The sequence below is a fragment of the Nostoc piscinale CENA21 genome (assembly GCF_001298445.1).
In the GTDB taxonomy this organism is placed as follows: Bacteria; Cyanobacteriota; Cyanobacteriia; order Cyanobacteriales; family Nostocaceae; genus Nostoc_B; species Nostoc_B piscinale_A.
In genome coordinates this window covers 6,119,968-6,142,331 of sequence record NZ_CP012036.1, presented here as the reverse complement: position 1 = coordinate 6,142,331, position 22,364 = coordinate 6,119,968, and the positions used below count along the sequence as shown (strand labels likewise).

The 22,364-nt window shown below is 41.7% G+C and carries 13 protein-coding genes and 4 pseudogenes; 10 read left to right on the top strand and 7 right to left on the bottom strand.

All coding sequences use genetic code 11. The annotated features are described in order from the left end of the window. Positions 1 to 49: 49 nt before the first annotated feature. Positions 50 to 247: a hypothetical protein gene (locus ACX27_RS26265; protein WP_062296768.1), complete on the bottom strand. Its 198-nt coding sequence runs from the start codon at positions 245 to 247 to the stop codon at positions 50 to 52. Positions 248 to 422: 175 nt separating this feature from the next. Between ACX27_RS26265 and ACX27_RS26260 the strand changes: the two genes are divergently transcribed. From ACX27_RS26260 to ACX27_RS26235, 6 genes are all read left to right on the top strand, one after another. Continuing rightward, a complete protein-coding gene (locus ACX27_RS26260; protein ID WP_062296766.1) occupies positions 423 to 632 on the top strand; it encodes a helix-turn-helix domain-containing protein in 210 nt (69 codons plus the stop codon). A gap of 171 nt (positions 633 to 803) precedes the next feature. Continuing rightward, a complete protein-coding gene (locus ACX27_RS26255) occupies positions 804 to 1,016 on the top strand; it encodes a helix-turn-helix domain-containing protein (protein WP_062296764.1) in 213 nt (70 codons plus the stop codon). Between the two features lie 51 nt (positions 1,017 to 1,067). Beyond that, the gene (locus ACX27_RS26250; protein WP_062296763.1) at positions 1,068 to 1,295 is read left to right on the top strand and encodes a DUF433 domain-containing protein; all 228 of its coding nucleotides are present in this window, start codon (positions 1,068 to 1,070) and stop codon (positions 1,293 to 1,295) included. 6 nt (positions 1,296 to 1,301) lie between these two features. After that, positions 1,302 to 1,502: a hypothetical protein gene (locus tag ACX27_RS26245; protein ID WP_062296761.1), complete on the top strand. Its 201-nt coding sequence runs from the start codon at positions 1,302 to 1,304 to the stop codon at positions 1,500 to 1,502. Positions 1,503 to 2,015: 513 nt separating this feature from the next. Then, a complete protein-coding gene (ptsP, locus tag ACX27_RS26240; protein ID WP_062296759.1) occupies positions 2,016 to 4,511 on the top strand; it encodes a phosphoenolpyruvate--protein phosphotransferase in 2,496 nt (831 codons plus the stop codon). Positions 4,512 to 4,744: 233 nt separating this feature from the next. Beyond that, positions 4,745 to 5,443 carry a polysaccharide deacetylase family protein gene (locus tag ACX27_RS26235; protein ID WP_062296756.1) on the top strand — a complete coding sequence of 233 codons (699 nt, stop codon included), beginning with the start codon at positions 4,745 to 4,747 and terminating at the stop codon, positions 5,441 to 5,443. 142 nt (positions 5,444 to 5,585) lie between these two features. Here the strand turns inward: ACX27_RS26235 and ACX27_RS26230 are convergent, their stop codons facing one another. The 4 genes from ACX27_RS26230 to ACX27_RS26215 all read right to left on the bottom strand — a co-directional run bounded on the left by ACX27_RS26230 (position 5,586) and on the right by ACX27_RS26215 (position 9,664). Then, positions 5,586 to 5,927: a helix-turn-helix transcriptional regulator gene (locus tag ACX27_RS26230; RefSeq protein ID WP_062298591.1), complete on the bottom strand. Its 342-nt coding sequence runs from the start codon at positions 5,925 to 5,927 to the stop codon at positions 5,586 to 5,588. Positions 5,928 to 6,097: 170 nt separating this feature from the next. After that, a complete protein-coding gene (locus tag ACX27_RS26225) occupies positions 6,098 to 6,541 on the bottom strand; it encodes a hypothetical protein (RefSeq protein ID WP_062296755.1) in 444 nt (147 codons plus the stop codon). A 436-nt stretch (positions 6,542 to 6,977) separates the two neighbouring features. Beyond that, entirely contained in the window at positions 6,978 to 8,219 is a 1,242-nt protein-coding gene (mltA, locus tag ACX27_RS26220) for a murein transglycosylase A (RefSeq protein ID WP_083468845.1), read from the bottom strand. Positions 8,220 to 8,326: 107 nt separating this feature from the next. Continuing rightward, entirely contained in the window at positions 8,327 to 9,664 is a 1,338-nt protein-coding gene (locus ACX27_RS26215) for a proton extrusion protein PcxA (RefSeq protein ID WP_200929873.1), read from the bottom strand. A 79-nt stretch (positions 9,665 to 9,743) separates the two neighbouring features. Between ACX27_RS26215 and ACX27_RS26210 the strand changes: the two are divergent. The 3 genes and pseudogenes from ACX27_RS26210 (at position 9,744) to crtD (ending at position 14,771) form a co-directional block, all read left to right on the top strand. Then, positions 9,744 to 12,036, top strand: a pseudogene (locus ACX27_RS26210) (recombinase family protein). Between the two features lie 143 nt (positions 12,037 to 12,179). Further along, positions 12,180 to 12,848: a peptide-methionine (S)-S-oxide reductase MsrA gene (gene msrA / locus ACX27_RS26205; protein WP_062296749.1), complete on the top strand. Its 669-nt coding sequence runs from the start codon at positions 12,180 to 12,182 to the stop codon at positions 12,846 to 12,848. 407 nt (positions 12,849 to 13,255) lie between these two features. Beyond that, positions 13,256 to 14,771: pseudogene (gene crtD / locus ACX27_RS26200) on the top strand (C-3',4' desaturase CrtD). A gap of 75 nt (positions 14,772 to 14,846) precedes the next feature. Here crtD and pgmB read toward each other — a convergent pair. Continuing rightward, a pseudogene (pgmB, locus tag ACX27_RS26195) lies at positions 14,847 to 17,776 on the bottom strand (beta-phosphoglucomutase). 131 nt (positions 17,777 to 17,907) lie between these two features. Then, positions 17,908 to 20,320: pseudogene (locus ACX27_RS26190) on the bottom strand (sucrose synthase). Between the two features lie 370 nt (positions 20,321 to 20,690). Between ACX27_RS26190 and ACX27_RS26185 the strand changes: the two are divergent. Further along, the gene (locus ACX27_RS26185) at positions 20,691 to 22,256 is read left to right on the top strand and encodes a beta-barrel domain-containing protein (RefSeq protein ID WP_083468844.1); all 1,566 of its coding nucleotides are present in this window, start codon (positions 20,691 to 20,693) and stop codon (positions 22,254 to 22,256) included. Positions 22,257 to 22,364: the final 108 nt, after the last annotated feature.

Sequence of the window (22,364 nt, the reverse complement as noted above, 5' to 3'; positions counted from 1 at the left end):
CGGTTTTTTGTTGAAACTTAGAACAGGTGATAGGGGACAGGGGACAGATTTACAAGTCTTGTGCTGTATCAGACTCAAAGATAATCACATAGTTGGCTGTGGGTAATAATCGCTGAAGAATTTGCCTGTAAGCATCTGCATCATGGCGGCGATGAAATCTTGCTACTACCATCCGTTGCATATTTGGTAGTTGGCGAATAATACACCAAGGATGACTATTTGATTTTGGCTTTGAGGTTGATATCATAGGTGAATACTGTCCCACTCAGTGGGATGTGTTAGGTATAGCGATCGCTTCGTATGTTTTCCAGGCAAGACGAGCGATCGCTTTTGGTGTGTTTACTCAAAAATCGAGATTTCGATTTTTTGAGGTTAAAACTATTAAAAATCGAAATCTCGATACTGTCAAGTCAGGATGATGCGTGTTTAAATTGCGAATTAAAGAATTTGCGGCGGCGCGGGGTTGGACACTCAAAGAAGTATCTGAGCGTTCTGCACTTCCCTACAGCACTGTTGCAACTTACGCAAACTCTCCAGGAATGACAATGGTTAATTTAATCTCTGTGCTGAAGTTAGCGCGTGTCTTTGGTGTATCGATAGAAGATTTGATGGAAGTGGTGGAAGAAAATTAAGAGAGCTATTTGATTTTGGCTTTGGGGTTGATATCATAGGTCATACTTTCCCACTTGGTGGGATGCGTTAGGAATAGCGATCGCTTCGTATGTTTTCCAGGCAAGACGAGCGATCGCTTTTAACGTGCGTTAACAACTTTTGATGCGTACGCATCATTGTCAACTATTTAAATGGGTTACGTTAGGTTAAAGATTCGAGAACTAGCAGAACAGCGCGGTTGGACACTAAAAGATGTGGCTAATCGCTCAGGAGTCAACTACAACACAGTTAGAAGTTATGTCCAACGTGGCGCACTCAATACCGTTGACTTATCTGCTGTTTTTAAAATAGCCCAGGCGTTTGAAGTTACGTTAGAAGAATTGGTAGAAGTTATTGAAGATTAAGTAACTAAAAAACCTTTATCCTAGAGGATTGATAATAGCTATAAATCACGTATGAATCAGCTAACTAGAATTACATTCAACCCTGAAGTCATGGGAGGTAAACCTTGTATTCGTGGGTTGCGTATGACTGTTGGTACTATTGTTGGGTTAATGGTATCTGGTAAAACTCCAGAAGAAATTCTGAAAGCCTATCCTTATTTAGAATTAGCTGATATTTATGAGGCTTTAGCTTATGCAAATTACCTTGAACACTATCTCAATCTAAGTAAATTACCATAGCTTTAAATGCAACCGACAACAACTAGACAAGCGTTACTCAAAGCTATTTATGAAGAGTTAGAACAAGCTTATGACGACACTTTAGAAGATGTTCTAGAGTTACTAAAGATTCGTAAAAGTGAAGATGAAGAAGATATTCAGGATATTTATGCTGAAAAAAATGATACTACTATCTCTTGGGAAGAATATAAGCAAGAGAGTGCATGATTTATCAAATAGAAATTACAACTAGGGCAGCTAAACAATTAAAAAAGCTTTCTGAAGATGTTAAACCTAGATATTTAAAAGACGCATTTCGACTTCTCCCCAAGGGAGACGCTACGCGAACGCTCAATGCTCAATAGGCTTATTAAAAGAGGTTATTTGCAATGGTCACTGAGCTTTGTCGAAGTATCGAAACCTGTTAATCTCAAATTAGTAGGAGTTACGCAAAATTATGAAAAAACGAACCGCAAAGGCGCAAAGGACACGAAGTTATAAGAGTTTGAGAGAGTTATTGCATAAGTCCTAATTAAGTTTAATTTAGTTTTTCTACTTATTTAATGCAATACTGTTGACTGTTTCTGAATATTCAGCCAAACCGCATCCCTCCCCCAGATACAACGCCTCATTCTAAAGATTTCTGGACAATTGTAATGACAATGAAATATTGATGTTATTTTGGACTGCAACGAGTAGCTTGCTCAATCTCAGACTCTCAACAAAGTTGATGGTGTTGCAGTGGTCGGAATAGTTATTGTTTCTCATAGTAAACAATTAGCTCTGGGTGTGCAGGAACTCGCTGCACAAATGGTTCAGAGCAAAGTTGCTATTGCGGTGGCGGCTGGTATTGACGATGTGGAAAATCCTTTGGGTACGGATGCGCTGAAGATTTATGAGGCGATCGCATCTGTATTTAGCGATGATGGTGTATTAGTATTGATGGATCTTGGTAGTGCGGTCATGAATGCAGAAATGGCTGTGGAGTTTTTGCCAGAAGCACACCAAGAAAAAGTATACCTCTGTGAAGCACCATTGGTAGAAGGTGCGATCGCCGCTACGGTTGCAGCCGCTACAGGTAAAAATATCCAGCAGGTAATAGCAGAGGCGAGAGGAGCATTAACCGCAAAAGCCACGCAATTAGGCGTTACTAATACAATAATTGATAACAGTATTAATACCCAAAAAATAACGAGTGCAGCTTATCCGAATCGAGAAATTCGGCTGACTGTTCATAATCGTTTAGGCTTACACGCACGTCCGGCGGCGCAGTTTGTCGCCACAGCCGCAAAATTTCAATCTCGCATTCATGTGCAGAATTTAACCAGAAATACCGCCGTTGTTCGGGGTGACAGTATTAACCAAGTGACGACTTTGGGAGTGCGTCAAGGACACGAAGTTTTAATTACTGCGAGTGGTATTGATGCAGATGCAGCACTAGCAGCATTACAAACTTTATTTGCAAATAACTTTGGTGAAGATGATACGGCTGTAATCTCACCGCCAGCAGTACAGCCGGAAGCAACAGCAGCGACTCATGGCGAACTTTCAGGAATTGCGGCTTCTCCGGGAGTAGCGATCGCACCTGTAATTCATTATCAACCTGCCCCGGTGACAGTAACACAATACCACGTCAACGACCCAGAAGCAGAATTACAGCGTTTACAAGCAGCTATTCATACAGCGCAACAAGAAATTCAGACAATTTTTTCCCAAGCAACTTTCCAAATAGGGGACACGGAAGCCGCAATTTTTGATGCTCATTTACTATTTTTAGAAGACCCTGTGTTGTTGGAAACTGTGCAGCAACGCATCATGGAACATCATTTAAATGCCGAAGCAGCTTGGCAAGCCGCAGTTGATGAAGTTGCAACTTCTTACCGCACCTTAGATGATGCGTATTTACAAGAACGTGTGGAAGATGTGGTGGATGTCGGACAAAGAGTGCTGCGACTGTTAGCCGGAAGTGCGGCTACTAGTTTGTACCTTGCCGAACCAGCAATTTTACTAGCTACAGATTTGACACCTTCAGACACCGCCGGGTTAGATCCCAGTAAAGTACTTGGTATTTGTACGGTTTCGGGAAGCGCCACATCTCACAGCGCGATTATTGCGCGGACATTGGGGATTCCCGCCGTTTTGGGTGTCAATCCCGAAGTGCTGCGGCTGCAAGATGGTACTTTAATGGCGTTGGATGGTGAAAGCGGTAAAGCTTGGGTAGAACCAGAAGCAGATATTCTCGGTGCATTGGAAGCTAAACGAGAAGCTTGGCAAACTGCTAAACAAGAAGCACTCGCCAAGGCACATCAACCAGCAATTACCTGTGATGGCAAACAAATAAATATCCTGGCTAATATTGGCGGTATTGCAGATGTCCAAGCGGCTGTGGCTGGTGGTGCGGAAGGTGTGGGACTGTTGCGGACAGAGTTTTTGTATTTAGGAAGAAACACCGCACCCACAGAAGAAGAACAACTAGCAGTGTATCAGGCGATCGCCCAAGTTTTAGATAACCGCCCGCTAATTATCCGCACCCTCGATGTCGGCGGTGACAAGCCATTACCTTATTTACGGTTCGGTGTTCCTGAAGCTAACCCCTTCTTAGGCTGGCGGGGGATTCGTTTTTGTTTAGATCATCCAGATTTATTTAAAACTCAGTTAAGAGCAGTTTTACGCGCCAGTGCGGAACACAAAATTAAGGTGATGTTCCCGATGATTGCCAGTGTGACGGAAGTACGAGCAGCTAAGGCAATCTTAGGGGAAGTACAGGCAGAATTGCGGCAAGCTGGTATTCCTTTTGATGAAAATCTACCAGTGGGTGTAATGATTGAAGTCCCCGCAGCTGTCGCCATCGCTGATCATTTAGCGGCGGAAGTCAACTTTTTCAGTATCGGGACGAATGATTTAAGTCAGTATGTGATGGCAGGCGATCGCACTAACCCCAGAGTAGCTTATTTAGCCGATGCCTTACATCCTGCTGTGTTACGGATGATACAGCAAACTGTACAAGCTGCCCACACCGCCGGAATTTGGGTAGGATTATGTGGAGAATTAGCCGCAGATCCAACCGCCGCCGGAATACTATTAGGTTTGGGGTTAGATGAATTGAGCGTCAATCCCCAAGCTATCGGGATAATTAAACAAGCGATCGCAAAATTAACTGTAGCTCAAGCAGAGGCGATCGTTGCTACAGCATTACAATTAGATTCTGCAAATGATGTTAGAGCTTTAGTGCAGTGAAATGCTCTTACTCTCTTTCTCTGTGTTGCGCCAGATGCTTCAAGTCGGCAAAGCCGCCCAACGCACTGGCTTCTCTGTGTCTCTGTGGTTCGTTACGTTAAAACAGTCGAAGTATAGGTGAGGAAATTTTAAAACACATGAATGCCATACATGGTAAGACTTTTTACCTCCTGCCTCCTGCCTTCTGCCTCCTGCTATCAAGCTAGACTAGGGAAAGCTACGAAAAATTGGTAATGCAGCTTGCTTTCTCTTTTCCTTTAATCTATCGGATTCTTCAACCGAGCTTTCCTGATTGTCTTTGGAGTGGCGATCTCAATTCTAAAGCGATCGCACTTACTTTTGACGATGGCCCCCATCCCCAATACACACCCCAAGTTTTACAAGTTTTAGACCGCTACAATATCACAGCCAGTTTTTTTTGGTTGGGTGCTTGTGTTAATCGTTCACCAGATGTTGCTAAAGCCGTCAGCGATAGAGGCCATTGGATTGGCTTACATGGTTACGATCATCGTTCTTTCCCTTTACTGACTCCCAAGGAACTCAAGGAAAGTTTAGAAACAACCCAAGCGGCTATTTACAACGCTTGTAACTTGAACCCCGCACAAGTACTTGATGTTCGTCCTCCCAACGGTTTATTTACACCCAAAACTTTAAAATTCTTCCGTCAATGGAATTACCGTCCAGTAATGTGGAGTGTTGTTCCAGAGGACTGGGTAAGGCCAGGAGTTACCACCGTAGTGCGGCGAGTTCTGCAACAAGTACAAAATGGTTCACTCATTGTCTTACATGACGGTGTTTGTGGCGGACAAGATGTAGCTGCAACAATAGAAGTCTTAATTCCGCAATTGCTAAAACAAGGCTATCAGTTTGTGACAGTAGATAATTTATGGCGACACAATAATAAGGAAAAATCACCGATAGATCATCTCTAGCCAAAAATCTTTGACAGATGACCCATCGGTTAATATAGAAAATTTATAGCAGTTGGGAGACAGAATCAAATATGGAAAATAACAGACTAAAAAGTCTGTTCTCTGTTTACTGTTCCCTGTTGCCTTTGACATTAACAATATGTTAGCTGCTCGTGGCTTTGTGCTTTGGAGCAACTTCACTTTCAGAATTTAAGGTTGAGGTGGTAGCCTCAGTACCCAAAATCTGATGTATTTCGTTTATTGAACTTGGTTTGGCTACAGGTTCTTCTAATGGTTCGTTCACATATTCTATTAGGTCGTCTACTTGGCAATCTAATGCCTTGCAGAACCTAATGATTCTTTCAATGTGGTCTGTCCCAGTTCTGCCGCTTTCCCAGTTTTGAATAGTGCTTTCAGTTACGCCTACAAGACGTGATAGTTCAAGCTGGGTCAGCCCTGCTCTTTCACGAAGCAAAGCAATCCTCGGTTTTGGCTTTTGTTTCACAGCTACAGCACTTTTATCTCGATATATAGTGCTAGATCCTAGCACCAAAAAAAAACCTGCGCCTAGAAAATCCCTAAAAAAACTTTATTTTAAACTCTATTTCTTAAAAATTTCGACCAAAGCCTTTTTTATAAGCACTATTAAGCATTTTAAGACTGGGCATAAACGCATTACAGACATTTTTGTAACTGTCTTTCCAAATTAGCCCTTAACCATAAATCAGACGCAGACCAAACCCTCTGTTGATTCGGTGCTTGTACAAAATCCTCCGGTTTATGTGTGACAATTGCATCTAAAACTTGGTCGTCAACACAAACAAATTCGACAGCAGATTCAAAATCTCTTAATGGTGATGAACGTGCTATTTGCAGAATTTGTTGGTCAACAATACAAATGTTGATTTTTTCTCGTAACCAGTCAATTACTATCTCCGCAATTTGACTGTTTTGCAAGCGGCTAGTGTAGGCGGCTATTTTTTGCCAGCCAATATCTGTTAAATACAGCTTAATTGATGGATGCACTCCATCGAGTAATTCTCTGACATCTTCTGTCAATTTGTTCCGATTTATCAAAGCATCTAAGATTAAATCGGCATCAACTAAAATCCTGAACACTTGCGACTCCCATGATCGACTGAATAAATACAGCTAACAATTGGTTAATATTCATGAAGTATGCCCCCTGACACTGAAGCGTAGTCAGCACTCAGTTGTTCTGTAGATAACCTGCGATCGCTTAAAGTACGAATAAAAGTGCTGCCAATATAAACAAGCATTAGTTGTAGTGATTGAAAGTTAAACTTACATCATTAACTACACGGGAATTAATCATTATTTCAGATTTGATTGTCCACATTTTTTTGCCAAATATTAAGGCAAGTAAATTATTTGTGATAAAACTATAAACTCAGACAGCACACTCCACTTCAAACAACCATCAAATACGCGCAATAAAAGCAGGCTGTAGCATAGCTCTGTCTTATATTGACTATTAGCCAAAATGACGGCAGATGATTGTCTGAGTTCCTGGTATAGAATTTTTAGCAATTTTTTAGGGTTTGAGTAACAAGTAATACAATTGCCCATTGCTAACGGTAACACCAGCACGCTCCCCAGCGATTTTCCCAGTCCCCAAAAAATAATCTACTCTACCCGCACCTTTAATTGCTCCACCTGTATCTTGATCAAGCACATAACGGCTAACAATCTGATGTTCCATCTCGCCATTAGCTTGAACAAAGGGAAAAGGGGCGCGAATCAAAGCTAAAGCCCCAGGAGGCATGAGAGACTTATCTGTAGCGATCGAACGTTCTGCGGTGAGTGGGACATTGATTGAACCTTGGGCTGGTGCGCCGTGGTTTTCTTGAAAAAACACAAAACTGGGATCACGGGGGATGTAGATATTTAATTCTGGGGGATGCTGTTGAAAATAGTCGAGGATAATGGGCATTGTCATTCCCTGTAAAGGCAATTTGCCATCGTTGGCTAGTTCTCGACCGATACTTTTATAGTTATAGCCTGTATTACCTGCGTAACCGATTGTTGTGTCAGTGCCATCGGTTAATTGTAGTCGCGCTGAACCCTGAATTTGAATCATATATGGTTCTAAGCGATCGCGGAACCAAAATAACTCTAATCCCCGTAATTTGCCTTTTGTTCCTTGTAAACCATCATCACCTTCCAGTTCTAAACGGGTAGGATGGGGTTGAGGCCAAGAATTAATATCGGGAGGTAATCGGTAAACTGGATAGCGAAATTCATCTGTAGGAACGCGACTAGCCAGATACAGTGGTTCATAATAAGCAGTAAATAAAACTGTACCTTTTTGGTCTTTGCCGACAGATTGATAATAAACAAACTCTTTTTCGATGGCTTGATGTAATTCTTTGGCAGAGGAAGATTTTAAAAGCAGTTCGCGGAATCTGGTTAAACTTTTGATGACGCGATCGCGTGTAATTCCGGTGACGGGATATTTTTGATAAGCTGCGATCGCCCGTGAGGTTTGCAAATATCGTAAACTGCGGTCAAGAGAAGTAATTAAAGCTTTTTTATCAGCTAAGTTATCTAAACAAGAGATATCATCTTGACAACAACCCACAGGCGATCGCTCAATCAAAACTGGTTGCTTGTTTTGTAAAGAATCTGGTACATTCCACTTTTTGATTCGACATAACGGCGAACTCAGTTCTCGAAATTCTAATGGTTTTATCCCCGCCAAAAAACCCAAAATAATGATTGGCAGGGCAATTAAATTTATTAGTTTGTATAGCAATCCTAAATGATTTACAAACATCTTTCCCTTGTTTCCCTTGTCTGTTTTGTTCATTTATCAAATAGGACTGCTATATTTATTTTAGTAATAAATATTTAAGATTCTCATACTCCCGATTCCCTCTGAAATTACTCATTCATATTGCGATAAGTCGCCACAGCAGAAGGCGAAATCCGGTTGAGGTAACGGAAAATCCAATATTTAAAAATCGTGTCTAGAATCACTGGAAATGTCGCAATAAACAAAAAGATAAAATCTCGATTAGCTGGTAAACCCCAATGGCGCGATACGCCTTCTAAAATTACTTCCCAACCGTGGGGAGAGTGGAATCCCACAAACACATCAGTAAACAAAATGATAATAAATGCCTTAGCACTATCGCTCAAACCATAGACAAGATTATCAAAGAAATCTTTCAGCACAGCAATAGATTGCTTACTCACCAGTAGCAACCAAACAAAAGCGATTACCGAGAAAATATCTGCAAACACATTTTTAATCGCATTGGCACTTTCACTACGAAATTCTTCCGCAATCTCTGTGGCTTTTTCTTTCAGCTTATCTTCTATAGCTTCTGGATTCAGAGGCGGTGCAATGCCAATTAAATTTTCAAATCTAATTCTTTCTTCAAATCTTTGTAACTCTGATAGAGCTTCTTCTTCCATTTCAAAATTTAGGAAGACATTCGCTGATTCTGCTGTTCTAAAATGGGTAATTAATGGCCCAACAATCAAAGCTTTTGATAGTTGATGTGCTAAAAGAGGTACAATTATTAGTAATAATATAAATCTGATAGATATGATAGTTCTTCTTTGAGCTTGCCGGAAGCTTTTAACCACATCCTGCTCGGAATTCGGATCTAACTCAACTTGTAAACGACTGATAGTTCCTAAAATTGAGCGAGGTAATACACCTGTTGTATCAGCTTTTCGTCGTGGTTTCTGTTTAGTTTCTTGGTTGTTATTTGGTAACTGAGTAGCTAATGGGGCGGGTGATTTTTGCGGATTTACTTCGTCAACTTTGACTATTTGTGGTTGGTTAACTATAGCAAAATTAGTTTCAATATCAGGTACGGTATATTTTGATATGACTTCATCAATAAATCTTAATTTTTCTAAAATTATGTCAGCACTGGGATATTCTATACCTGTTTTTCGCGCCGCTTTTTGATGAGATTCGTTGGAAAACCAACGGCTGGCACGAAATTCGGTAAGGCGCATCCGAGCAACTTTTAATTGTTTTTTGAGGTCTAACTCAAAATAATCCATCATACTGCTGCTGTAGTTACTTGAGTCAGCATCTATCTTTTTACCGTTGAAATGCTCATCTTCGATTGATTTAATTTGTAAGGCTGCTTGATAAGCCTCTTCAAGAGAACGCTGTGGTGTTAATAAGTACCAACGGTAAGCAGCTAGTAAGTAAGAGTAAATTTTCTGGGTAAAAGTGAAATTATTCATTGTAGGCAATTATCCAGCCTTTTTTAAGGATTCTTAACCCTAAGTTAACGCACAATATATACTAACAAAATCGAGAAGGAGAAAGTTTGTGGTTTCACATTCTGTTTGGATTGTCGGCAATAGCCGCAGCGGTAAGACAACTCGTTTGGTAGAGCATTTTTGTCGTTGGCTACAAATAGAAAATCACAACTTGGGATTATTTTATACTAAAAAAGCTGGAAAAAAATCTAACAATTCCATTTCAAAACCTTTTGTTTTAAAACAAACAGAACCTGGAGTTTTGGTATTAGCAGCAAATGATGACAATCGTCGGGAATTATCGGACAAAATTGTTACAAAAACTTTAGGAAAATATCCCATCCGTGCTAAAACTCCCTTAGGTTTTTTTCAAGATGAAGTTATTTTATTTTGGCCTTTACTAATTGAGTTGCTGCATCTCAAGGCACAATTTCCGGTAAGATTGCGCCCAGAAACCGAACAGGAATTAGCAACAAAACTCTGGCGTGAGCAAATTGATGCAGAGATTCTGCGTCGTGCGGGAGTGAGTGAATACCGTTTAGTCCGGCGGATTTTGGACTTATTGCAATTAGCTGCCTATAGTGGTACAGCTTGTGAAGGAATTGCTGAGGTTTTACAAAGCGGTTTAGAGGAAAACAGCATAAATCTAGAGCCGGAATTTTTAGCATCTTTGCTGCTAGATTGGCGTAACTGGTGTTTAGAGCGAGGCTTACTCACTTATGGGATTATAACTGAACTTTACACGCAGCATTTGTTAAGCGATCGCTATTATCAAGAACGTCTCAAGCAACGGTATCAAGCCATACTTGCTGATGATGTTGATGATTATCCAGCCTTAGCTCGTCAGTTATTTGAAATACTTTTACAACAGGGTGCTATTGGTGCATTTACTTACAACCCTGATGGCGCTGTACGCTTGGGCTTGGGTGCTGATCCCAACCATTTAGAAGAGTTAGCTAGGCATTGTCGCGTAGAAACTTTGTTTACACCAACCGAACCATCCTTAGCCGAAAACCTAGCTAGACCAATGGTAGAATTTATCACTCAACCAATGGTGATGTTAGAGTTACCTGCAACAGTCCAATCGATTCAAACTACCTCCCGCGCTGAACTATTGCGAACCACAGCCGAGGTCATTGGCAAAGCGATTAAGTCAGGACAAATACAACCAGAAGAAATTGCCATCATAGCACCTGGTTTGGATGCGATCGCGCGTTACACCATCACCGAAATTCTCACCAAGCAAAACATTCCCGTCGAATCACTCAACGACCAACGCCCCTTAATTAGTTCACCAATGATTCGGGCATTATTAACTATGCTGGCACTCGTTTATCCAGGTTTGGGGCGTTTGGTAGATAGAGATGCGGTGGCTGAGATGTTGGTAGTTTTGAGTAGGAGGCAGGAGGCAGGGAGGCAGGGGGCAGGGGGCAGGGGGAGACAAGGGAGACAAGGGAGAGGGGGTAGACAAGGGAGACATATTTACTCAGCACTCAGCACTCAGCACTTATATCGACCCAGTACGTGCTGGGTTAATTGCTGATTACTGTTTTGTACCTCATCCTGACAGACCTAATTTATTACCCGTCACCTCTTTTGAACGCTGGGACAGAATTGGCTATGCTGCGACCACAGTTTACAGTCACATATTACAGTGGATTGAAAAACAGCGATCGCAACAAGAACAGCGTTTAATTCCTAGCCCAATTTCGCTGTTGTACCTGACGATTCAAGACTTTTTGTGTAAAGACAGTAACCCACCTTATGACCAAATGGCAGCCTTGCGGGAATTGCTGGAAACTGCCCAACATTATTGGGAAATTGATACTAGGTTGAGGCAGGAGGTAGGAGGCAAGGGGCAGGGAGCAGGGGGCAGGGAGCAGGGAGCAGGGGGAGAATTAGAATCTTTAACTCAGCACTCAGCAAGCACTACCTTGGCTGAATTTATTCAATTGTTGCGACGTGGTACGATTACCGCCAATCCTTATCCGTTACGTCCTATTGGCTTGTCGAGAAAAGCCGTCACCTTAGCAACTATTTTCCAATATCGTTCGAGTCGGCGATCGCATCGTTGGCATTTTTGGCTAGATGCTGGTTCACCATTGTGGGCAAAAGGTGGTGCAGCTACATTGTTTGGTGCGCCTTTATTCTTGCGAGACAGGTTAGGCGAACCTTGGACAGCCGAAGATGAAAAAATTACCGAACAAGAAAGATTACGTCGAATTTTGGCAGACTTACTCTCGCGTGTATCCGAAAAAGTTTATTTATGTCACAGTGATTTAGCCGTCAACGGCCAAGAACAACTAGGGCCACTCCTACCCCTGGTACATACCTGTGTATCTGTTATCTCCAAAGTGGCTTGAAATTGAATCAAAATTTTCTTAAGGGTAAATCTGAGTATCAACAAGAATCTAAAATCCATAATTGGTAAATCCGTAGCAATCGCCAGAATCGTTAGAATGTTAACTACACTGAGAATGTATATCAAACCTTAGAGTTAGACGCTATGGTACTGTTTGGATTTGGTAAAAAAAAGCTGAATCTTCCTACTGCTGAAGAAGCTTTGCCAGGACGATCAAAGGAAATGCCTGTACCTGCTCATCACTATGTAAATAATAATCCCCTCAAACCACCTTTCCCCGCAGGTATGGAAACGGCATTATTTGGTTTAGGCTGTTTTTGGGGTGCAGAACGTAAATTCTGGCAACTACCGGGCGTTTATACCACTGCTGTTGGTTATGCGGCAGGAATTACACCCAACCCCACTTATGAAGAAGTATGTACAGGTATGACTGGTCACAATGAAGTCGTCTTCGTTGTATTTGACCCCCAAGTTATTAGTTACGCTCAACTTCTCAAAGTTTTTTGGGAAAGCCACAACCCCACCCAAGGAATGCGCCAAGGTAACGACGTTGGCACACAATACCGTTCTGGGATTTACGTTTATTCTGAAAGTCAAAAACAGCAAGCCGAAGCATCACGAAACGCTTATCAACAAGAACTAACCAAAGCGCGTTATGGCGAAATCACCACAGAAATTCTCGATGCGCCGGAATTTTACTACGCTGAAGCTTATCATCAGCAATACCTAGCCAAAAATCCCAACGGCTATTGTGGTTTGGGCGGGACAAACGTTGCTTGTCCGGTAGGTGTGTTTCAGGCAGAAGTGAAGTAGTGCCAATTCCTGATGACTACTTCTGTGAAAATGTAAAAGAGGGCTGAGTGTAAATTCAGTGTCTTCAAGACTTTAAGCAATCAGCATCGTCTTAACCTAAGTAACGATGTCTATATTAAGGTTGGGTGTAACGAAGTGGAACCCATGATGATTGTTGGGTTACGCTACGCTCCATCCAACCTTGTATATAACTAATATCGTGTCCGGTAAAAGACTTATCATCAAGACCGCAGGGGCAGAAAGAGTTTCGTCTTTCTGCACAGATATGCGTCAGTCATAACTGATTTGCTGGACATGATATAACTTGCATCGGGGCTTTGACCTAAACATTCCTATCGCCCCAACTTCACCACGATTAGCTTGTAAAATTATGATTAGTAATATTAATTTTTGTAAAGCTAATCTTAATGTCACATATTGTTGCTAACCAAAATAAACCCCGTGTAGTTGTTATTGGTGCGGGAATTGGGGGACTCACGGCGGCTGCATTATTAGCCCATCGTGGTTACAGCGTTTTAGTCCTTGACCAAGCAATTGTACCAGGGGGTTGTGCTTCGACATTTAAACGTCAAGGGTTCACTTTTGATGTGGGTGCAACCCAAGTTGCGGGTTTGGAAGCGGGCGGAATTCACCAGCGCATTTTTGCGGAACTAGAAATTGATTTACCACCTGCTACCCCTTGTGACCCTGCTTGTGCAGTTTATTTACCAGGGGAAAATACACCGATTAATGTTTGGCGCGACCCCGATAAATGGCGCGAGGAAAGACAACGTCAGTTTCCCGGAAGCGAACCTTTCTGGCAGTTAATGGCGAGTTTATTTGCTGCAAGTTGGGAATTTCAAGGACGTGACCCAGTGTTACCGCCGCGTAATTTGTGGGATTTGTGGCAATTAATTCAGGCGGTGCGTCCGAGTACATTTATCACTGCGCCTTTCACTTTGTTCACAGTAGGCGATGCGTTAAGGTTATGCGGTGTGGGTCATGACCAGCGTTTGAGAACTTTTTTTAGATATGCAATTAAAATTGTATTCTCAGGTAAACGCTGAAGAAACAGCATTACTTTACGCAGCAACGGCATTGAGTGTTTCCCAACTGCCCCAAGGATTGTATCACCTGCAAGGGAGTATGCAGGTGTTGAGCGATCGCTTAGTTACTGCCCTAGAAAGAGATGGCGGACGGTTATTAATGCGCCACACTGTTGAACACATCAAAGTCGAAAACGGTCAAGCCACCGCCGTTGTTATTCGCAACCAAAAAACAGGCGAAGTTTGGACAGAACCAGCCGACCATGTAGTAGCTAACGTGACTGTCCAAAACTTAGTGCAACTTTTGGGGGACAAAGTACCATCAGGTTACAAACAGCGAGTTGAAAAACTGCCGCCACCATCAGGGGCTTTTGTGGTGTACTTGGGTGTAGATGCGAGTGCGGTTCCTGTAGATTGTCCGCCCCATTTACAGTTTTTATACGATGCCAATGGCCCGATTGGCGAGAATAATTCGTTGTTTGTTTCTGTGAGTCATCCTGGTGATGGTCGCGCCCCAGAAGGTAAAGCCACAATTATTGCGTCATCTTTTGTAGATTATCAGCAATGGTGGCAAACTCCAGATTATCAAGCATTGAAACAAAAATATACCGCAGATGCGATCGCTCGTCTCAACAAATATTTTTACCTCAAACCAGAAACCATCATTTACCAAGAAGCCGCCACACCCCGCACCTTTGCTCATTACACTGGGCGCGATCGCGGTATAGTTGGGGGCATTGGTCAAAGAATACCCACCTTTGGCCCCTTTGGTTTTGCCAACCGCACACCGATAAATTCTCTCTGGTTAGTCGGCGACTCTACCCACCCCGGTGAAGGAACGGCTGGCGTGAGTTACTCGGCGTTAACCGTGGTTAGACAAATTGAGGCGCAAGCTTGACCGGAAGAGGCCAGGGGGAAGGGAGCAGGGAGCAGGGGGGAAGAAAATATATTTATTTTTTGCCACAGCCTACCTTTACACTTTTACACCCTGATTTTGCGCCTCATTGCGTCCCGCTTGTTGAGATAACTTCTGTTGAATATCTGCCCACTTCACACCTGCGAGGCTGGGTAATACTACATGGGCGGCACCGACACGTTCTATAGGGCCTAGTCCTACTGTCCACATACCCCCGGCTAAAGCGGCTTCTATGCCGGCAGCGGCATCTTCTACAACTACGCATTGTGCTGGTTGCAGTCCTAGTTGTTTGGCGGCGTATAAAAATAAATCGGGTGCGGGTTTGGGTTTTTCCACGCTGTAACCATCGGCGATCGCATCTACTTTATCAGCAATCCCCAATAAATTAACTACTGTACAGGCATTTTTACTCGCTGAACCAATGGCAGTCTTAATTCCAGCTTGCCGTAATTCCTCCAAAAGAGCGATCGCACCTGGCAATAAATCTTGCGGTGTTACATGGTGAATAAGTTCTACATAGTAGCCATTTTTACGCTCCATCATTTCTTGGATTTGTGCTTCGGAATACTTGCGATCGCCAATAATCAACATCAAAGATTCACGCCGCGACACACCCCGCAAAGCTTCATTTGCTTGGCGGTTAAAGGGAATACCCTCTTCATCAGCTAATCTCTGCCAAGCTTGATAGTGATACTCCGCCGTATCAGTCAACACACCATCCAAGTCAAAAATTACACCCCGAATATCAACCATTCTCTCTTGTCCTCCTTGTCTTCCTTGTCTCCCTTCTTCCTGATGCAAATCAAACTCATGCCACTCTCCGCGCCAGTGAAGTTTAAATTTCAGCCGTGTCCAGTGAGAAGGTAGATGGGGGTTGGCTACGGGGCCGTTTTCTGTTAATTGAATGCCACCAAATCCAAAAACTACGGCTTGCCACACACCGCCAGCACTCGCGCCGTGAATTCCATCGTTTGTGTTACCGCGACTGTCTTCTAAATCCACCATTGCGGCTTGCATAAAACGTTTGTAGGCTCTTGTCGATTCACCCACATCTGAGGCAAGGATGGCGTGAATTGCCGGGCCGAGGGATGAACCGTAGGTAATATCTGTACGGGGTGCGTAGTAGTCCCAATTTGCTTGTAGGGATTTGGGGTGATAGGGAAAATCTGCTGATTCCCGCATTAAATAAAGCAGCATCAATACATCTGGCTGTTTCAGAACTTGTCGCTTGTTACCTTCTTCAATGCCTAAAATTGCTTGGATGGAACGCTGACGCGGTTCGTAGTCGTCTAAGTTAATGTCTTGGAGTTGAAAAAATCCCTCAAACTGCTCAATTAATCCGGTTTCTGGGTCGTAAAAAATCCAGATTTTATCAATGATATCTTGCCAATGCGATCGCACTTCGGATGTAATTTGTAATTTCTGTGCTAATTCCGTCGCACGTTCGGGGAAATTTTGCCGCAACCAATCATCAATAAATAGTGCTTTTTCTAAATGCCATTGCACCATTCTGTTAGTAAAGGTGTTGTTGTGAACCAATTCGTGATATTCATCGGCTCCAATTACCCCGCGAATCTCGTAGCGTTGTTGTTCTGAGTTATACTCAACTCGACTAGACCAAAAGATAGCGGTATCCAAAACAATCTCGCACCGTAATCACGTAGCCAATTATCATCACCTGTAGCTAACCAGTAATACCAAACAGCGTAGGTAATATCTGCACTAATATGAATTTCGCGATCGCGGCACCAAATTCTGATATCCTCTCCATAAAAATCATTGGGAAGTGACCAGCGCGGTGTAACTTCATCGCCAGTGTCGGCACTTTCCCAAGAGTACATCGCGCCTTTGTAGCCAGAATGCAAGGCTTTACGTCTAGCACCAGGTAAAGTATGGTAGCGGTAAGTTAGTAGGTTGCGTGCGATCGCAGGTTGGGTAAATGTAAAAAATGGCAGGATAAAAATTTCTGTATCCCAAAAAACGTGACCGCGATAGCCAAAGCCAGAAAGAGTTTTGGCGGGAATACTCACTCTATCGTCATAGCGAGGCGCAGCAATTAACAACTGGAAAAGGTTGTAACGAATCGCAAAAGCGGCTGTATTATCACCTTCCAGTAAAATATCACTCTGCTGCCAAACATCGTCCCAAGCTTGTTTGTGAATATGAAATAAATTTCCGTAGTCAGCAATTTCCACAAGTTTTTGCTGTGCTGCGGGGACTGGGGTCTCGACTTCCCGTGAGGTAAACACCGTGACGAATTTTTCTACTGTCACAGTTTGCTGTGACTTAGCCATAAATGTCGCAGTTAAGCAAGGATAACCAGGCGCGATGTTAACCTGTATCGATGCTTCCGTTCCTAATACGCTCATTTTGGCTGCCATACCAATCGTAATTCGGGAACTACGGGTACGGCTATGCAGCCAAATGCCTTGTTCAGTTTTACCCTGGTCTAAATCTATCCAATGATTGAATCCTTGGTTTTCGGGATAGCCGTTGATGCTACCTTGCACTTCAATTAAGCCATCGAAATCAAGCGGTGTTAACTGACAGCGTTGCGCCAAAATATGCTGATCTGCCAGACTCGCAAAACGTTCAAAGTGAATATCGATAGTTTTGCCACTGGGACTACGCCACCGCACAGAACGGCTAAGAATTCCGTAACGGACATCCAACCGTCGTTCATACTGTATGATTTCCCCTTGGTCAAAACGAAAGCGTTCTCCATCAAGCATCACTACCAGCGGTAGCCAGTCAGGACAGTTGGCGAGTTCTGTGTAAACTACAGGTACATCATCATAAACACCGTGGATAAAAGTAGCTGGCAATGCACCAGGGTATTCTCTTTCAAAACTACCCCTTGTACCTAAATAGCCGTTGCCAATTGTGAAAATAGTTTCTCTCGAATGCAATTGCTCAGGGTCAAACTGGGTTTCTGTTAATGTCCAGTCTGTATAGATAAAATTGCTAGTAGTACTTTTTGTCTCCATAGGCTAGGGGTTAGAGGTTAGGGGTTATATGTAAAAGTTGTCTACTTACCACTCTGCTATAGCGGCTCTAAATCATTCGTGCAATTTTCTTCTTCTTTGTGTCCTTTGCGGTTAGTTAAAAAATATTATTTTTATTTGTGTAAATGTTGTTCTAATATCTTTTCTGCTCTGGGTTTAAAGATGAGATGAAATAAACTTTCCATATAGCGATCGCGTGCTTCATTATTTTCCGGTGCAGCAAAGTTCCAAAAGCTAAACATTTTCGCTAATAATAATAATTGGCTTGTATGGAGTGACCAATTATATTTATTAATAATTCGCTGACTCATCCATTCCGAAACTTCTTGCCAATGGTGCGGATGATTTTCACACTCTGCTAAAAAATGCAGAATTTTATTAGCTGCACCTTCTAAATCAATCGGGTTAATAATAAATCCATCTTCTCGATTTTCAATAATTTCTAAAGCACCTCCAAACTGAGTAGCAAAAGTTGGTAATCCCGAAATCATCGCTTCTAAAATGCTTCTGCCAAAAGATTCAAATCGCGCAAAATGTACATAAATTCCTTGGCGATCGGCAATTACCCGGTAGGCTTCTCCAATATCTCCACCAGTCAAACGCATTCCCAACCAGCGAATGTGATTTTGCAGATTATACTGATCAATAATGTCATACAGTCTTTGAATTTCTTGCGCTTCTTCGGCATTAGTAGCATCTGACGGCTGTAATTTACTTGTTAATAAAATTAAATTACATCGCTTTTGTAATTCCTGACTTTTACCAAAGCATTCTGCCAATCCAGTCAAATTTTTAATCGATGATATTGGAGCTACAGCAAATATAGGTCGTTTATTAGGTTCATCTAAAATGCCTACAATCTGCGAATCTTGGCGGTGAAATATTAACTCTGCAACTTGTTGGCTTTGATGAAAATCACGGTCTGATTTTTGCGTGTATGGAAAAAAGATTGTTTGATTAACTCCTGGCGGTACTAAGTTAAATTTAGGACTGAATAAATCAATTCCATCAACTACATGATAGAGCTGTGGCATGGTAAAAAATTTATAAGATTCATACTGTCCCATACCATCGGGTGTACCGACAATTTCTTGATAGGAAGAAGTAATAATAAAGTCAGCAGCATTCATACTGATTAAATCAGCAGTGAATTGAGCAGAAAAATGATATTTGTCTTCTAAGCTATGCCAATATAAATTACTAAATAGATATTTCGGTTTTTCTAAAGAATGAGCAATATTACATTGAGTAACTTTTAGCCGATGAGACAAGAGAGATGCGACTAAATTACCATCACTATAATTACCAATAATTAAATTGGGACGACCTTTAAACAAAGCTAAAATTTCTTTTTCCGCATCATTGGCAAAGCTTTCTAAGTAAGGCCAAATCTCAAATTTGGAAATCCAATTATTAGTAATATCTAAATTAAATTCCCCAAAAGGAACGCGTAAAATCCAAGCATTTTCTGTATCTTCGACTTTTTCTAGCCGTAGTCCACAGGATGTCCCTTCACAGTTAGGAATCAGTCGCGTCAAAATGACTACATGGGGTTGAATACCTAATAAATCAAGTCCCGCGAGTGAGATTTCTTCGCGGAGTTTGTTTTCTAAACTGCGTGCTTGTTCAATCACATAAGCGACTTGACCCAAAGTTTCATCGCGTCCCATGACATCTTGTTGTCCTACCCAACCGTGAATGGAAATCAAGACAACACGAAACACAGCCGGAACCCGCGCCACAAATGCTTCTAAAATGGCAGGTTGGGGGGAATCAATTAATCTATCAAGTAATGACAAAGTTTCACGGACTCGCGTTGCTGTGTTTCCCCATCCTGGTGCTAAACCGAGTTCTTGCAGGTGAAAGTGAAATTTTTCGTAGGGTTCATTAGCTGGTTTATCACTAAGAAAGTTGATTGCTTCTTTGATTTGTTTAGCGAATTGCTCACCAGAACGAATGCGATCGCCAATTAACAAGCGTGTACCATCATACTGCACTCGCCGCAATGCTTGAAACACTACCTCTAACCAATGTTGCGGGTCATTCAATAATTGATTACACAAGTAATGGTTGAGAAAAGCTAGACCTTGACCAATATTTCTGGGGTCATCGACGGAAGGGGAATCTGCATAAAATGGTGCAAGGTCAATTTCGAGGATATGGGGTTGGTAGCGATCAACCAAGCGATCGCACACATCTAAAAACGCCTGGGGTGACATTAACTCGCACTGACTCAAGTCAGCATTCAGCCGCCAGACTTCTTGACTAGCAATTTTTTGGACGTACTACAAACCACGCATTGTCCTCTGACAAAACTAATTCATGGGTGTAATGAATCAGTTTGCCAACAGAAGAAGAGTAGTAAAAATAAGCAGGTTTTTGGGAAGTATGACAATATTCTGCAAATATTTGCAAAATCTCATTTCTCAGAAAATATTGTTTATCTGATACAGTTAATGAAGATATCAATTGCTGTAAAACAGCTTTTTCATCACTGTTTAACACAGCTTGTAGCAATTCATTCATAACTAATTCCGCCACTTTAATAGGTTACGACCTCATTTTTTTCTCCTCAAAAATAGTGATTTCTTCTAGTAGGCTGTTAGAGGTACATTACCGTTATTACCATTTTTATGGTAAATCAGTCTTTCTAGCTCTGGCTTCTAGCTATGGTATGAATTATGCAGAAATTTTAGTTTGGTAATGTATCAATTATGTTTAAACTAACAAGTCCTTGTTAGTTTAGCTAGTTTTTTATGTCCTAGTACTAATTTTTAGTAGAGAATGCCATTTTGGCTAGATAAAATCCAAAACAAGATTATTATATTTGTTAGCAAATTAATCTAAATCTAATCTTTTAACTATATTAATTGCCATTAATTGTTAACCAGTTTTTATGAAATTACCATACGAATTTCTACCAAAAACCACAGAATCGTCGGTTGCTAGTTCTGAGGAATTTATAGATGCCAGTACTGAAGCAGCTTTATTGTTTGGTGGTACAGCAACATCTGTCAAAGTTATTGCCGAAGAGTCTGCTGCTTTGCCAGAAGGCAAATTAGTTGATACTGACACATCATTAAGGTTACAGACCGCTACTATCCAAAGTGATAGATGGTCAACATCGTTGCAGACATTAATTGATCAACCACCTTCATATCTTCCTTATCAACTTATTGCAGGTGGAATTGCATTTTGTATAACTATTATTACTTGGGCAAATTTGGGACAAATTGAAGAAATTGGTAAAGCTAGAGGGAGATTAATTCCTTTAGGAGAAGTATATAAAGTTCATCCTGTAATTTTTGGTAAGGTTGCTCGTGTTTACATTCAAGAAGGGCAAAAAGTTAAAGCTGGTGAAGTCATAGCGCAACTAGATCAAGAAATTGCCTTGAATGAATTAGATAGATTAAAGCAAGAATTAACGGCTTACCAAACTCAAGCTCTGCAAACACAAGGCTTGATTGATAAAACTCGTTTAGAGACTAAAATGCGGATAGCGATTAATCAGGCAGAAATTCAAGGACAAAAAGCGACGATCGCTCAAGCACTCTCCAAAATTCAAAGTCAAAAAGTAGCGATCACTCAAGGTGAAGAAAGGGCAAAAATCAGTCAAGCACTACTTGATCAATTGAATAAAGATGCGACAGCCCAAAAAGAGCGATTGCAAAGATTAACAGCCTTGGTAGAAGAAGGGGCGCTTTCCCAAGAACAACTGTTTCAAGCTCAACAAAATTTGAGCGATCGCCAGCGTACAATCACCCAACAAAGTGGTGATATCCAACAAACTCTAGCAGAATCCCAACGAGAACAAATGGCTCTGCAACAAGTTTTGTCAGAGTCACAGCGATTGCAAGCTGAGTTAACCCAAAAGCAAGCTGAAGGTAACACAGTAGAGTTACAGTCTGAACAAGCAATTCAAAAATTGCAAGTCCAAAAAACTCAACTGCAAGCTCAAGTCCAACAGACTGCAAAACTCATTCTAGAAGCGAAAACTAAGTTAAAACAACTTGCTCTCACTGCTCCTGTTGATGGCACAGTTTTATCACTCAATGTCCGCAACAGTGGAGAAGTAGTTCAATCAGGGCAAACAATAGCTGAATTAGCACCGGAAAATGCGCCACTGATTCTAGAAGCTACTTTACCAACAAAAGAAGCAGGCTTTGTTAAAGTTGGAAACGAAGTCAAAATTAAATTTGATGCCTATCCTTATCAGGACTATAGTATTATCCCTGGCAAGGTAATATCAATTTCACCAAATAGCACAGTTAATGAACAACTTGGTGCAGTCTATCGGTTAGAAATTGCGCTGGATCGCAACTACGTCAAAGCTAATCATCAAACAATTAAATTTCAGGCTGGGCAGACAGCTACTGCTGAAATTATCATTCGTCGCCGACGCATTATAGATATTTTGCTTGAACCACTGAAAGAACTGCAAGCAGGCGGAAGCAGCTTGTAATGATAATTATTGTAGGGTGGGTATTTTGCCCATCCTATAAATTTACGTGAATTTGACAGACCTCTCCCTCACCTAAAAGGCTGCGGTGTACACACAAATTCTCTGATC